Genomic DNA, 13,334 nt, shown 5'->3' with positions numbered 1-13,334 from the left:
CTACTCCGCGTCCGCCAGCGCGATGTCGAACTCGACACGCGCCCAGGTGGACCCGTCGAGGTCGCGACCGTCGGGTGTGGGCGTCCCGGCCGTCTGCTCGACGAAGTCCATGACCAGTGATTCCTTCACCCCGAACACCGAATCCGATCCGAGTAGCTCGTCGCCGCGGACGAAGATGTGGGTGACCAGCCGGCGCATACGGGGCGCGGTCACCATGAAATGCAGATGCGACGCGCGCATGGGTGACCGGCCGACCGCGGCGAGCAGCGACCCCACGGGCCCGTCGTGCGGGATGGGGTACGGCGTCGGGGTGAGTGCCCAGAACGCGTACCGACCGTCGGTGTCGCTGAACAGGTGGGCGCGGGCACTCGTGCGTTGCTCGTCGTACTGGACGTCGTAGAGCCCGTTGTCATCGGCTTCCCACACCTCGAGTCGCGCGCCCGCGAGCGGCTGCCCGTCCGCCGTCCGGACCGTGCCCTCGACCCAGCAGGGTTGACCGCTCGCCCCGCCGGCGATGTCGCCACCGATCGGGATCTCGGGGGAGTCCTCGACGAAGAACGGTCCGAACACCGTGGCCTCGGTGGCCTCGCCGCGGGCCTCGTTGTTCACCGTCACGGTCTGCATGGACGCACCGAAGACATCCGACAGCAGGATGAACTCCTGGCGTCGATCGTCGGTGATGTGTCCGGTGGCGGTGAGGAATTCGATGGCCGTGTTCCACTCGTCCTCGGTGAGTCGGACGTCGCGGATGAAGGCGTGCAGGTGGCGGGTGAGGGACTGCATCACATCGCGGAGTCGTGGGTTGTCGGCGGTGTCGAACGAGGCCACGACCCGATCGACGAGCTCGTCCTCGCGGGCTTCCTGTGTCGGTGAGACGGTCGGTGCGTTCTCGGATGTCATCTCCGGCCCTCCTGGGGGTGTGTCATCGGTGCGTCGCCCGTGCAGGCGGCGGTCAGGATGGTGGTCAGGTCGCTCTCGGTGACCGGACGTGGGTTGGACTCGGGCACCACGGGGAGGATCCGTGCGACCGCATCGGGGATCATCGACACGTCGAAACCGTACGGCGACAGAGCGGTCGGTGCATCGACGCGCTTCCTGAGTCTCGCCAGACCGTCCTCGGCGGAATCGGTCCCGAACGCCGCGGCGATCGTCCGGGCCGCGTCGGGTGCGGCGGGTGCGTTGAACGCCAGCACGTGCGGCAGGATCACCGCGTGGGTCTGGGCGTGCGGGAGGTCGTAGGCGCCACCGAGGACATGACAGATCTTGTGATGCAGTCCCGAACCCGCAGAGGCGAAGGCGACGGCCGACAGATAGGCGCCGAGCAGCATCTCGTCTCGCCCAGCCCGGTCGGTGGCATCCTCGACGACGGCAGGCAGCCCGGCGTTCAACGCCCGGATCCCGGCGGCGGCCGTCGACGCGTTGATCGGATCGGCGCGTGGGCCCCACAACGAGTCGACGCAGTGCGCCAACGCATTGAGTCCCGACGCGACGCTGAGTTCTACGGGGAGACCGACGGTCAGCGCGGAGTCGTAGACGACAGTCGTCGGCAGCACGCGACGGTCGACGCCGGTGGTCTTGCGGCCGGCCTCGGTCAGCCCCCAGACGTCGGTGGCCTCCGATCCCGCGTAGGTCGTGGGGACCGCAACGATCGGGATACCACTCGTCAGCGCAACGGCTTTGGCCAGGCCGGTCGTGGACCCACCGCCGATGCAGACCAGGAGGTCGATGTCGTGGTGGCGCGCGGCCTGACGCGCACGGTCGGCGACATCGACCGGAACGTGCGGGGCGACGTCGTCGTGATGCAGCGCAACGGGGATCGTCCCGATGACGTCGGGGTGGGGATGGGTGGCGATGACCATCACCCGGGTCGCGCCCAGTCGGGTGACCTCGTCGGCGAGGTGCTCGCCGGCGCGACCGTGGCCGAAGAGCACGCGTTGGGCCGGAGTGTCGTGGGTGAAGATCACGCGGTCACCGACACCGGCTGACACAGCACGGCGGTCATGGCGTCGCGGAGCGCACCGGTCGGGTCCGTCGGTAGATCCATTGCCCGCCAGGCGATGTGCTTGTCGGGCCGCACCAGGACGGCACCGGATTCGTCGACCTCACGGACCGCGGCCCAGTCGAAGTAGAGATCGGTGATCTCGCGTCCCGGCCCGATGACGACTGTTCGTACGGTCACCCCGAGTTGTTGCGACACCGCGTCGGCGGCCGCGGCCCAGTCGTCGCCCGCGATGCCGGTGAACAGCGTGAACTGCGTGCACGGTGCGAGATCGTGGGTGGAGTACCGGTGCGTGGTGTCGCCGACCCAGACGTGCGGCAGGCGGGATCCGGGCACCGTGGAGGCCTGGTAGTACAACTCCGCGTCACGCACCGGTTCGGCCGCGGGGCCGGCGGACACGACGGCGTCGGAGACGTAGAACTGACCGAGTTCCACACCGTGCGCGTTGAACTCGTAGTTCTTGATGTCCATCGCCGCGGCGATCGCGGCGCGTTTGCGTGCACCGGCGGGCGTGTTGGCCTTGCGCTCCTCCATCTGCTCGATCATCTCCGCCTCGGTGGTCGCGCCGGTGACCCCGAGGGCGTCGAAGAGCTGGACGAACTCGCGACCGGACTTGTTGGCCCGCCTGACGATCTGTTCGGCGACCGGCGCGCGCTCGGCGGTGTAGGTCTCCAACAGCCCGGAACCGGCGTCGCCGCGCAGCACCGCCGCGATCTTCCACGCCAGGTTGTACGAGTCCTGGATCGAGGTGTTCGATCCCAGCCCGTTGCTCGGTGGATGCCGGTGGACGGCGTCGCCGACACAGAAGACACGGCCGGACTGCAGTCGCGTCGCGTACTGCTCGTTGTTGCCCCACAACGAGGTGCCGGTGATCTGCACCTCGAGGTCCGGATCGCCGACGAGGTTGCGCACGATCCGGACGGCCTCGGCCTCGTCGACCGACGGCGGTTCGCCCGCGATGTCGTACCCCCAGACGATCAGCCATTCGTTCCACGGCCGGACCATGCGGACGAGACCGGCGCCGATGCCGCCGACGTTCGAGCCGGGCTGGATGACCCAGTACAGAACCGACGGGCGATGTCCGACGAACGCGGCCATGTCGGCAGTGAAGGTGATGTTCATCGACCCCGCGATGTCCATGCGCCCCTCCATCGGCAGGTCTATGTCGTCGGCGACGCGCGATCGCGCACCGTCGGCACCGATGAGGTACTTCGCGCGGATGGTCGTCTCGGTACCGCTGAACCGGTCGAGTACTCGGACGGTGACGCCGTCCGCGTCCTGGGTGTGCGAGAGGTACTCGGTGGAGAACCGTGTCTGCGTGCCGCGCATCGTCGCGTTCTTCACGAGGATGGGTTCGAGGTAGGTCTGCGGGATGTCGCAGTTCAGCGACGGCGACGCGAGCACGTAGTCGCCGTGCCGAGCCGGGTGCGTGCCCCAGGTGAGCACGCGCCCGAGTTCCTCACCCGCGATCGACGTGCAGAAGACGGTGTCGCCCATCAACTCGTGCGGTGTCGCCTCGACCAGCACCTGCTCTTCGACACCGACGTCACGCAGGATCTCCATGGTCCGCTGGTTGGTGATGTGCGCCCGCGGTGTGTTCGCCGTCCACCGGTATTTGGTGATCATGATGTTCGCGATGCCCAGGGTGGACAGGAACAGCGCCGCCGACGCCCCGGCGGGGCCGGATCCCACGATCAGCACGTCGGTGTCGATCTGATGCTCGCCGGGCAGGGCGGTGTCGGCCATTCCGTCGTCGAACGCAACCATGGTGTCCCTCTCGTGGAGGATCCGCGCACCGTTGCACCGGATCATCCACGGCAGTGTCACACGTCACAGACGGCTACTTCTGCGCTCTTGCGACGGAGGCGGAATTCGATCAGGAACTGGCCGAAACCGACAAGCGGCGACGGCGGGATCGGTCACCGACCGGAGTTGCGGACGTCGGTGGGGGGCGCTCCGAAAGCCGCGCGAAATGTCCGCGAGAAATACGCCGGGGAAGAGAAACCGCAGTCGGCGGCGACGGCAGCGATGGTGGGTCGCAGGCCGGTGACCTGTGACAGCAGGCGATGTGCCCGGTCGAGTCGCCGCCGCAGTATGTAGGCCGACACCGAGGTGTCGTGGGCGGCGAACAGGCGCGACACCTGGCGGGTACTGACGCCGACGGCCGCGGCGATGTCGGATGCGGCGAGCAACGGGTCGTGCGCGGACCGGGCCACGACGACCTCGATCTCCGCCCACACGGCGGTGTCGGCGCGGCGGTCGGTGTCGAGTACCGATCGGATGAGATCGAGAACCTCGGACTCCGTGGCGGCGTCGCCGGTCTCGTCATCGCCGGCGCCCAGCGACCGGGTGACGGCCCGCGCCAACGCAGCGCCTCGGAGGTCCGCGGACGACCCGGTGCCGAACTCGAGCGTCGTCGGTCCGCCGACGACGTCGCGTCCGACGAGGTCGCGGGCCACTGCGCGCGGGACCTTCACGACGAGCTCGGTCAGGCCACTCGAGAAGCCGCGCATGAAGGGTTTGTCGGCGTCGCAGATGACCAGGTGTCCGGGATCGACCAGGAACGCGCCGCCGGTGTGGTGGAAGAAACCGCTGCCCGCGAGTACCAGGTAGATGACCACCGCATCGGCCGGATTCGCCGACACCGACGACGAGGTGCGCTCGACGACGTGGGCCGACCCCTGCACGCGACCGAGCTGCACCGACGGCAGCGTGCGGGTGACCTCGCTGGCGTCGAGGCGGGCGCCGTCGAGCGTGGTGCACCGCAGGCCGATCAACTGCGCCGCGTTGTGCCGCTCCCATTCCGCCACCCGGTCACCGACCGGGAGGTCGGTGGTGGAGAACGCGGTGAGCGAGGTCATGGGTTCACAGTTGCCCCGCCTCGCCACCGCGTCAAGCACACGTCAGTGCAGGGTGACGTCGAGGAGCTCGGCGAGACCGTCGCGGTCGATGCCGTGCGTGTCGCGCACCGACACCCCGTCCGCACCGACATCGAACGTGGCGAGGTCGGTGTAGACGCGTGTGACGCACCCGACCCCGGTCAGCGGATAGGTGCACTCGCGTACCAGTTTCGGGGTGCCGTCCTTGGCCAGCAGCGTCATCATGACGAAGACCTGCTTGGCGCCGATCGCCAGATCCATCGCCCCGCCGACCGCGGGGATGGCGTCGGGTGCGCCGGTGTGCCAGTTCGCGAGGTCGCCGCCGGCGGAGACCTGGAAGGCGCCGAGCACGCAGACGTCGAGGTGGCCGCCGCGCATCATCGCGAACGAGTCGGCGTGGTGGAAGTACGAGGCGCCGGGCAGTTCGGTGACCGGGATCTTGCCTGCGTTGGTCAGGTCCGGGTCGATCTCGTCGCCCACCGCGGCCGGGCCCATGTTCAGCATCCCGTTCTCGGTGTGCAGCACGATCTGGGAGTCCGCGGGCAGGTGGTCGGCGACCAGGGTCGGTTGTCCGATACCGAGATTGACGAACGACCCGTGTGCGATGTCCGCCGCGATCGCCGCGGCGATGGCGCCCTTCGACCGCGGTGCGTCGGTGTGCGTCACGACATCGCCTGCGCTGCTCACGACTGCACCGCCACGATGCGGTCGACGTAGATCGACGGGGTGACCACGGCCTCGGGGTCGAGCGTTCCGGTGTCGACGATGGTGTTCACCTGGACGATGGTGGTGTCGGCGGCGGTGGCCATCACAGGACCGAAATTGCGGGCTGTCTTGCGATACATCAGGTTTCCCATCCGATCGGCGGTATGAGCCCCGATGAGTGCGACATCGCCGCGGATCGGGAACTCGAGAACGTGGGTGCGACCGTCGATCTCGCGCACCTCCTTGCCCTCGGCGAGCAGGGTGCCGACGCCGGTCGGGCAGTAGAAGCCGCCGATTCCGGCGCCTGCGGCGCGCATCCGTTCGGCGAGCGTCCCCTGTGGGACCACCTCGAGTTCGATGTTGCCGTCACGGTAGAGGCCGTCGAACACCCAGGAGTCGGACTGCCGGGGAAAGGAGCAGATCACCTTGCGGACGCGACGTTTCGCGAGCAGCGCGGCGAGGCCGGTGTCGCCGTTGCCCGCGTTGTTCGACACCACGGTGAGGTCGGTGGCGCCCTGGTCGATCAGCGCGTCGATCAGGGTGACCGGCATACCGGCCATGCCGAACCCGCCGACCAACACGGTGGCGCCGTCGGTGATGCCGTCCACCGCCTGAGCGGCGGTGTCATGGAAGGTGGTGATGCTCATCGTGCGACTCCTGTGTCGACTTGACCGGCATTGCGTTCGCTCTGCGAACCGGCGTTCGCTATGCGAACAGAGTAGCAAGCGAGGCGGCGTCACGCCAGCATCGACAGGTCGGCCCGGATCTTCTCCGCGGTCGCCCGCAGTGCGTCGAGGTGCGCGAGCGGATCGCCGCCACCGGAGTGCATGGAGATGTTGAGTGCCGCGACGACCCGGTCGGCGGCGTCGCGCAGCGGGACCGCGATCGATCGCAGCCCGACCTCGAGTTCCTCGTCGACCAGCGCCCAGCCCTGCTCGCCCACGCGAGCGATCTCCGCGGCCAGGTCCGCGGGATCGGTCAGGGTGCGCGGGGTCAGGGGTTGCAGCGTCAGGTCGGTGAGCCGGGCGGTCGCGTCGGCGCCCTCGGCCGCGATCAGCACGCGTCCCATCGAGGTCGCCCACGCGGGGAAGCGGGTGCCGACGGTGATGCCGACCCGCATCAGACGGTGGGTCGTCGCGACGCGCGCGACGTAGACGATGTCGTCGCCGTCGAGAATCGCCGCCGACGTGGATTCGCCGACGTCGCCCGACAACGTCGCGAGGTGCGGTTGCGCGACCTCGGGAAGGCCCAGCCCGGTGAGATAGGCCGTGCCCAGTCGCAGAACCTGTGGGGTGAGCGCGAATTCGCCGTCGGCGAATCGCACGTAGCCGAGTTCGACGAGTGTGTGCAGCAGCCGCCGCGCGGTGGCCCGACTGAGACCCGCGCGGGCGGCGACGGCGGTCAGTGTCATCGACACGTGCTCGGCGTCGAACACGGTGATGACCGACAGTCCGCGGGCGAGGGACTGTACGAATTCGTCGGCCATGCCGACAGGGTAGAGCGGGCCGAGCTTCGCTCTGTCGTATCCAACTGACTAGCCGATCAAGAAGCCAGCACTGCTACGCTGGCGGCATGACCGAGTTGCTCACCGACCGTTCCGACTGGACGCTGACCAACTGCTCGATCGCCAACGCCCTCGACGTGATCGGCAACCGTGTGACGATGCTGCTCCTGCGCGAGGCGTTCCTCGGAACCCGCCGCTTCGACGACTTCGCCGAACGGGTGGGCGTCTCGGAGTCGGCCGCGGCCAAGCGTCTCGGTGAACTCACCGCTGCGGGCATCCTCGAACGACGTCCATATCGCGAGCCCGGACAACGCGAGCGTCACGACTATCGGCTCACCCGCAAGGGCGCCGAACTCCGCGTTGTGCTCACCGCACTACGAGAATGGGGTGATCGGTGGGCATCCGGCGACACCGAACCCCCGATCCACACCGTGCACCGCGACTGCGGAGCCGCTGTTCACGCCGAGATGCGCTGTACCGAGGGCCATCTCGTACGCCGCCGCGAGACCGCCATCGCCGTCGGTCCCGCACCCGACCCCATCACCCCCGCCGACACAGCCGAGAACGAGGACCGATGACCACCGATGCCACCACCCGCACCCGCACCATCACCTGGGACGACCCGATGGCCACCGCGTCGGCCGCCGCCGGCCGGACCGGACTGCAGTTCGTGCAGGCACTCGCCGCCGGCGAGGTACCCGCGCCTCCGATCATGAACTTGACCGGTGCTCAGCTCGTCTCGGCCGAATCCGGTCGGGTGGTGTTCAGCCTCGAGCCCGCCGAGTACCACTACAACCCGATCGGATCGGTGCACGGCGGCATCATCGCGACCCTCCTCGACTCCGCGGCCGGATGCGCGGTGCAGACCATGCTCGAGGAGGGCGTCGGTTACACCAGCCTCGATCTGTCGGTGAAATACCTGCGCGGCATCCGCGCCGACACGGGACTCATCACCTGCACCGGTTCCGTGGTGCACGCCGGGCGGCGAACTGCGCTGGCGCAGGCGGAGATCCGTGACGGCAACGACCGTCTGCTCGCCTCGGCCACCAGCAGTTGCGTGATCCTGCGTCCCTGACCGTCAGCGATCGGTGAGTGGGAAGTAGGGCAGCCACGAGCGGCGGATGGCGTCGAGTACTTCCGGGCCAACAGCTGTGGCTCGAATGCGTGTACGCCAGACGATGTGGCCGTCGGCGCGAACCACCACAGCGCCGAGGACACCGACCTCATAGAGCTCGACAGCGGTCTCCGGTGACGTCGCATCTCCCAGGTCGACGATGTGGGTCGTCAGTGGCGTCAGGGCGTCGGACTCGATGCCCATGCGTTCTGACCACCCCGACGGGTCGAAGGTGAACACGCTCAGCGCGTTCGGTCGGGTGTCGACCAGTTCGAGGGTCGACCTCGGCCCCTCGGGGGTGTCGATGACCATGTGCGGCAGACGCCCACCGGGCCTCGTGGTCGGGCGGTACTCGACGACATCGTCGGAGCCGATTGCGGGCTCGCGCTCGCCGGGTTCGGTCGAGATGAGGGGGCCGTCGTACCGGTAGCCGTATTCGAGCCCGGTGGACACGAAGTGGGCGAGTTGTCCCGGTATGTTGCCGGCGACCAGGTCCCGCACGCGTTGCGCCCGCCACCCCGTCGAGGCGAGGATCCGGGTGCGGGCCAGGCCGGCGCGCGTGATCCGTTCTGCGAGCGGGGCTGCGATGCGTCCCGGTAGCAGCGTCAACGGACGCCGCGACATCGCCGTGGTCGCTCGCTGCAGCATCCAGTTGGTCACCCCGAAGTACTTCGTGGCGGAGTCGAGCTCGAAGTGGTTGGCGACGCTGTGTCGGGCGAACAGATCGATCACCGGGCGTCGTTCGACCTCGTAGGTGTCGAGGAGGCGATCGGTGGCCCGGCCGCTGAGGACGGCGTCGAGCTTCCACGCGATGTTGTGCGCATCCTGCACACCGCCGTTGAGGCCGTATCCGCCGGTGTGGGGGAATCGGTGTGCGGCGTCGCCGGCCAGGATGAGACGTCCGCGACGGAAGGACTCCGCGGTCTGCGACGTCATCGTCCAGGTCCCGGTCGAGACGATGTCGAAGTCGAGGTCGTCGCCCAGTACTTCGGGAAGTGTTCTGGCCCAGTAGTCCTCGCGTGAACTGGCCACATCCTGGTCGGGATGCAGGTAGGTGTTCATCAGTACGTAGTGGTCGTCGGCGTGGGCGATCATCACGCCGGCGAAATTCGGCTGGTAGATCCAACTCAGCAGCGGGCGCGACTCGGCGGGATGGAGCCCCGGCGCGCGGAAGAACGTGCTGCCCATCCTCGCCAGCACGGGACCGTGCATCGCGATCCCGGCGGACTCGCGGAGTTCGCTGTTGGAGCCGTCGGCACCGACGACGTAGCGCGCGGTGACCTTCTCGCCGGTGCTCATCGTCGCGGTCACCGTGTCGGCGTGCTGCTCGACGTGCTCGACCCGCGTGGACCGGCGGAAGTCGACGAGTGGCTCACGATCGAGTGCCGACCACAGCACGGGCATCAGCTGATGCTGTCCGACATGGGAGATGAGGAAATCGCTGTGGGACCTGACCCGCGCGAGTTGTTCCGGCCGGGACGCAAGGTCGATCTCGCCGAGCGGAAGACCGTTCAGATCCGAACACCATCGGATGAGGTTGACCGACTCGATCGGCGGCGCGAGTGCGGAGATCTTTGCTGCGAGAGCGGGGTCGGCCTCACGCCAGATCTCCAGGGATCGCCCGTGGATGACGTGTGCCGCGGGATGGGTGAGCTCGTCTGCGCGCCGGTCGACGATGCTGGTGGGGATCCCGCGACGTGCGAGCAACAGTGCCGCGGTGGCACCGGTCGAACCGGCACCGGCGATCACCACCGGCACCGGATCAGTCGTGCTCACAGCGTTCGGAGCGTGATCGCGCGCTTGTTCACCCGTGGCTTCGTGCCCGGCCGCACGCCGGCGTCTCGTCGCAGCAGAGACTCGGTCGGGGCTCCGTCCCGCAGCCGTTCGAGCAGGTAGGACGGGTCGATGGTGATCCCGATCGGGTTGGCCTCGAACTCGCGGCTGGAGAAGAACTCCGCGGTTGCTTCGGGTGTGGGGAAGTTCTCGGTCTGGAACTCCAGTCGGATGCCGTCGGGATCCTCGTAGTACAGCGACGTCGTGGGGCCGTGGTTGATCGACCACACCGGTGTGATGCCCGCGGCGGCGAGACGCTCGTAGTTGAGCAGCAGTGGCTCCAGCGAGGTGTAGGTGAACGCGAGGTGGTCGACGCCGTAGACCTTGCGCCGGAACCGGGCCAGCGGGAACAGGTATCGCAGTACCGGGGGCACCTTGACCAGGGCCAGGCGGTGGCTTTCGTCGTCCCAGGTGAGGAACGCGATCTGGTCATCCTCGTGGACGACGTGTGCGCCCAGCACGGTGGAGTACCAGTCGATCATCTCGGTCGGGCGTGCGGTCTTCACCACGAAGTGCGCGAGGAGATCCGGGGCGAGTGCTGTCGTGGTCGGGGCGGGACTCGGTGTCTTCGCGGGCATGTCGACTCCTTGGGGTCAGCGGGGTGCGACGATCGGTGTGCGCTGCTCACCGAGATCGATTGCACCGTCGGAAGATCGGATCGTGGCGGTGACGGTGTCGCCGGGCTTCAGGAAGGGGCCGTCGAGATTTCGGCGGATGAACAGCTTCCACATGATGTGTTCGGGCAGTGCGGCAGTCGCGAATCGGCGTACCAGCGCGGGCGGCGACTTCGCCGCAGTGCCGTGCGGGGTCCCGGTCAGGAGGACGTCGCCGACGGCCATGTCGCTGAACGTGCTCAGCTCGGACAGGGATTCGGCGGGACGGTAGACGAAGTTGGCGGTGGTGTCGGTCTGCCGGAGATCGCCGTTGACGTGCAGACTCAACACCAGGTCGTCGAGGCGGTCGTAGTCGGCGTCCTCGAGGATCGCCAGCACCGGACCCAGCGGGCAGAAGCCCCGATAGCTCTTGCCTTTCAGGAACTGCCCCTGCGGGAGTTGGACGTCGCGGGCGGACACGTCGTTGGCGATGGTCAGCGCGACCACGTACTCGCGCAGCGATTCCTCGGTGATCGTCACCGGCTCGGTGATCGCCTTGCCGATGACCAACGCGAGCTCGATCTCGTGGTCGAGGAGCTGCACGTGCGCCGGGCGGGTGACCGGTGAGTGTGGCCCGGTGACCGACGCGTCGGTCTTGTCGAAGAACAGATTGAACGCGCGGTTGTCGGGATCCATGCCGGAGTCGATCGCGTGCTGCCGGAAGTTCGCGCCCTGGCACAGCACTCGACACGGGGTGGTGATGGGCGAGCGCATCTCGACGGCATCGGCCTGATGGGTCGGCGGGCGCGACGCCGCTGCCGTCCAGTCGTCCCGACCGTTCTCCAGCAGTTCTGCGGTTGTCGGGTAGTGCCCCTCCAGCTCGGTGATCCCCGCGGGAGATACGACACCCCACCGCACGGCTTCTCCCGTCGCAAAACGGCTGAGGTGGATCGCCATCGTCTGAACTCCGTCCGTGGTGGGTATCGGAGCCTCAGGCTAACCCGTTCGTTGAACGACAGTCAATGAATAGCAGTCACCAACGCGGTCAGCGGTGATTCATTTCGGCGGCCGCAGAAAGTGTGGCGATCGGTTCCCGCAGGTCAGGGCACCCAGCGAGGTTCTGCACGCCCTTCAGTGCGCCGATGCAGAGTTCGATGAACGACGTGACCAGGGCGTCGACGGGTATCGGATCGGGATCGTTCAGCCACCATGACGACGCCTCGTCGAATGCGGCCACCAGTGTGGTGCCGACGAACTGCATGAGCCTGTTGGTGGGGTCGAGCTCCAGTGATCCCGCCAACGCCGTCAGGGCCCGGGTGCGTCCGAGGTCGGACACGGCAGCGACCGTGGGGTCGGGGTGCCGACGACCGACGATCAGCCGCAGCGCGACGCCACGGTGGTTCGCGAGGTAGGTCAGATGGGTGCGTAGTGCGGCTCGGATGACCGTCGGGGTGTCGGCGCCGACCGGGGTGGTGAACGCGGAGTCCATCTGTGCGACAACCTGGTCGAGGACGGCGCGGTAGATTCCCTCTTTGTTCGAGAAGTGATGGAACAGCAGTCCGTGGGCAACGCCCGCGCGTGTGGCGATGTCCGCGATCGTCACGTCGCCGAAGTCGTGCTCGGCGAACAGCTCAGAGGCGGCCGTCAACATGCGGTCGCGCGTGGCGGCCTTCTGCTGTGACCGCGTCGTGGTTGGACGGGCCTGTCCTGCGTCACCCGTCATGACTCGAGACCCCAGATGACCACGCGGCAACTTTACTCGTCGACGTGAGTAGACGGCAGCAGCGCGGACCCCTTGTCTGTGGTGGCGATGCTTGCATCACGCCTCGAGCAGGAACGCCTCCAGCTCACGCAGGAACTCCGACGGCTTCTCGATGTGCGGCCAATGCCCGGTCTCCGGGATCTCGACGGCGGACGCGGTCCCGACCGTCGCCAAGAATCTGTCGACGTCGGCAGGCGGCGACAGCGGATCCTCGGGTCCGCGGATGATCTTTGTCGGGCAGGTGATCCGGTGTAGATCGGTACCGGGGTCGTCGCCGATTGTCGACAGCAGAGCGGGAAAAGAGCCCGGCGCACCGAGCGCGGACATCACGTGGTGCATGAGCTCGGGATCCAGGCGCTCGGGGTGCGCGAGGAACGGGCCCAGCGCGAGTTTCAACGGTCTCGGCGAGGACGCCACCATTCTGCTCACCGGCGCGGGCAGGGGAACCCCGATGGTCATCAGTTCGGTGAGCAGGGTCGCGACCGATCGTGGCTGGGCCAGGAAGGTCTGAACGGGATGACGTGCCAGGCCGGTGAGCGAGAGGACGGGCCCGCCGGTGATCACGAGTCTCTCGACGAGATCCGGTCGGTCGATGGCGAGGCGGGTCGCGACGATCGATCCCATGGAGTGCCCGATGATAATTGCCCTGTCGACCGACAGTGCCGCACATACGCCGGCGACGGCCTCGGCCAGCGCGGTGAAACCGGTTTTTCTCCAGGACATCTCAGAATTGCCGAACCCGGGGAGGTCGATGGCGATGGCGCGATGGGTCTCGGCGACCTCAGGGAGGATCTCGATGAACCAGCGCCAACTCGCGGAGATCCCGTGCACGAAGATCAGCACATCGGTGTTGTCGCCGGCCTGGTCGAGGTCGACGAGGTGTACTCGCCTTGCGTCGACTTCGACGTCGCGAGTCACCTCGTCCCAGGGGAAGTGTCGCCAGTC

At 67.8% G+C, this 13,334-nt stretch carries 14 protein-coding genes; 2 read left to right on the top strand and 12 right to left on the bottom strand.

What is annotated here, in order from left to right; translation table 11 throughout:
* The 7 genes from LX13_RS06995 to LX13_RS06965 all read right to left on the bottom strand — a co-directional run bounded on the left by LX13_RS06995 (position 1) and on the right by LX13_RS06965 (position 7,069).
* Positions 1 to 900 carry a hydroxyquinol 1,2-dioxygenase gene (locus LX13_RS06995; RefSeq protein WP_253660627.1) on the bottom strand — a complete coding sequence of 300 codons (900 nt, stop codon included), beginning with the start codon at positions 898 to 900 and terminating at the stop codon, positions 1 to 3.
* Positions 897 to 1,964 (bottom strand): maleylacetate reductase, encoded by a 1,068-nt coding sequence (locus LX13_RS06990; protein WP_253660626.1) that lies wholly within the window; start codon positions 1,962 to 1,964, stop codon positions 897 to 899. The genes LX13_RS06995 and LX13_RS06990 overlap by 4 nt, the downstream gene beginning before the upstream one ends.
* A complete protein-coding gene (locus LX13_RS06985) occupies positions 1,961 to 3,766 on the bottom strand; it encodes an FAD-dependent oxidoreductase (protein ID WP_253660625.1) in 1,806 nt (601 codons plus the stop codon). Before LX13_RS06985 ends, LX13_RS06990 begins: the two co-directional genes overlap by 4 nt.
* A 152-nt stretch (positions 3,767 to 3,918) precedes the next feature.
* Positions 3,919 to 4,860 (bottom strand): AraC family transcriptional regulator, encoded by a 942-nt coding sequence (locus tag LX13_RS06980; RefSeq protein ID WP_253660624.1) that lies wholly within the window; start codon positions 4,858 to 4,860, stop codon positions 3,919 to 3,921.
* A gap of 42 nt (positions 4,861 to 4,902) precedes the next feature.
* Positions 4,903 to 5,565: a 3-oxoacid CoA-transferase subunit B gene (locus LX13_RS06975; protein ID WP_253660623.1), complete on the bottom strand. Its 663-nt coding sequence runs from the start codon at positions 5,563 to 5,565 to the stop codon at positions 4,903 to 4,905.
* Positions 5,562 to 6,230: a 3-oxoacid CoA-transferase subunit A gene (locus LX13_RS06970; RefSeq protein WP_253660622.1), complete on the bottom strand. Its 669-nt coding sequence runs from the start codon at positions 6,228 to 6,230 to the stop codon at positions 5,562 to 5,564. Before LX13_RS06970 ends, LX13_RS06975 begins: the two co-directional genes overlap by 4 nt.
* A gap of 89 nt (positions 6,231 to 6,319) precedes the next feature.
* Positions 6,320 to 7,069, bottom strand: coding sequence for an IclR family transcriptional regulator domain-containing protein (locus LX13_RS06965; protein WP_253660621.1), 750 nt, complete (start codon positions 7,067 to 7,069; stop codon positions 6,320 to 6,322).
* An 86-nt stretch (positions 7,070 to 7,155) separates the two neighbouring features.
* Here LX13_RS06965 and LX13_RS06960 point away from each other — a divergent pair, with 86 nt between their 5' ends.
* Positions 7,156 to 7,665 (top strand): winged helix-turn-helix transcriptional regulator, encoded by a 510-nt coding sequence (locus LX13_RS06960; protein WP_253660620.1) that lies wholly within the window; start codon positions 7,156 to 7,158, stop codon positions 7,663 to 7,665.
* Positions 7,662 to 8,162, top strand: a complete 501-nt coding sequence (locus tag LX13_RS06955) for a PaaI family thioesterase (RefSeq protein WP_253660619.1) — start codon at positions 7,662 to 7,664, stop codon at positions 8,160 to 8,162. The genes LX13_RS06960 and LX13_RS06955 overlap by 4 nt, the downstream gene beginning before the upstream one ends.
* 3 nt (positions 8,163 to 8,165) lie before the next feature.
* Here LX13_RS06955 and LX13_RS06950 read toward each other — a convergent pair whose 3' ends face one another.
* The 5 genes from LX13_RS06950 to LX13_RS06930 all read right to left on the bottom strand — a co-directional run bounded on the left by LX13_RS06950 (position 8,166) and on the right by LX13_RS06930 (position 13,307).
* Entirely contained in the window at positions 8,166 to 9,977 is a 1,812-nt protein-coding gene (locus LX13_RS06950) for an FAD-dependent monooxygenase (protein WP_253660618.1), read from the bottom strand.
* A complete protein-coding gene (locus tag LX13_RS06945) occupies positions 9,974 to 10,612 on the bottom strand; it encodes a VOC family protein (RefSeq protein WP_253660617.1) in 639 nt (212 codons plus the stop codon). The genes LX13_RS06950 and LX13_RS06945 overlap by 4 nt, the downstream gene beginning before the upstream one ends.
* A gap of 15 nt (positions 10,613 to 10,627) precedes the next feature.
* The gene (locus LX13_RS06940; RefSeq protein ID WP_253660616.1) at positions 10,628 to 11,584 is read right to left on the bottom strand and encodes a fumarylacetoacetate hydrolase family protein; all 957 of its coding nucleotides are present in this window, start codon (positions 11,582 to 11,584) and stop codon (positions 10,628 to 10,630) included.
* Between the two features lie 88 nt (positions 11,585 to 11,672).
* Positions 11,673 to 12,350 carry a TetR/AcrR family transcriptional regulator gene (locus LX13_RS06935; protein WP_253660615.1) on the bottom strand — a complete coding sequence of 226 codons (678 nt, stop codon included), beginning with the start codon at positions 12,348 to 12,350 and terminating at the stop codon, positions 11,673 to 11,675.
* A gap of 96 nt (positions 12,351 to 12,446) precedes the next feature.
* On the bottom strand, positions 12,447 to 13,307 hold the full coding sequence (locus LX13_RS06930) for an alpha/beta fold hydrolase (protein WP_253660614.1): 861 nt from the start codon (positions 13,305 to 13,307) through the stop codon (positions 12,447 to 12,449).
* Positions 13,308 to 13,334 lie beyond the last annotated feature (27 nt).

The sequence above is a fragment of the Williamsia maris genome (assembly GCF_024171815.1).
Classification (GTDB): domain Bacteria; phylum Actinomycetota; class Actinomycetes; order Mycobacteriales; family Mycobacteriaceae; genus Williamsia_A; species Williamsia_A maris.
The sequence above is the reverse complement of the archived record's forward strand: the minus strand, read 5'-3'. Positions and strand labels throughout refer to the sequence as shown.

What these genes read in the sequence shown, in the direction of transcription:
- LX13_RS06995 (WP_253660627.1), bottom strand. Translation starts at nt 900, where the DNA reads ATGACATCCGAGAACGCACCGACCGTCTCACCGACACAGGAAGCCCGC.
- LX13_RS06985 (WP_253660625.1), bottom strand. Translation starts at nt 3,766, where the DNA reads ATGGTTGCGTTCGACGACGGAATGGCCGACACCGCCCTGCCCGGCGAG.
- LX13_RS06980 (WP_253660624.1), bottom strand. Translation starts at nt 4,860, where the DNA reads ATGACCTCGCTCACCGCGTTCTCCACCACCGACCTCCCGGTCGGTGAC.
- LX13_RS06970 (WP_253660622.1), bottom strand. Translation starts at nt 6,230, where the DNA reads ATGAGCATCACCACCTTCCATGACACCGCCGCTCAGGCGGTGGACGGC.
- LX13_RS06965 (WP_253660621.1), bottom strand. Translation starts at nt 7,069, where the DNA reads ATGGCCGACGAATTCGTACAGTCCCTCGCCCGCGGACTGTCGGTCATC.
- LX13_RS06960 (WP_253660620.1), top strand. Translation starts at nt 7,156, where the DNA reads ATGACCGAGTTGCTCACCGACCGTTCCGACTGGACGCTGACCAACTGC.
- LX13_RS06955 (WP_253660619.1), top strand. Translation starts at nt 7,662, where the DNA reads ATGACCACCGATGCCACCACCCGCACCCGCACCATCACCTGGGACGAC.
- LX13_RS06945 (WP_253660617.1), bottom strand. Translation starts at nt 10,612, where the DNA reads ATGCCCGCGAAGACACCGAGTCCCGCCCCGACCACGACAGCACTCGCC.
- LX13_RS06940 (WP_253660616.1), bottom strand. Translation starts at nt 11,584, where the DNA reads ATGGCGATCCACCTCAGCCGTTTTGCGACGGGAGAAGCCGTGCGGTGG.
- LX13_RS06935 (WP_253660615.1), bottom strand. Translation starts at nt 12,350, where the DNA reads ATGACGGGTGACGCAGGACAGGCCCGTCCAACCACGACGCGGTCACAG.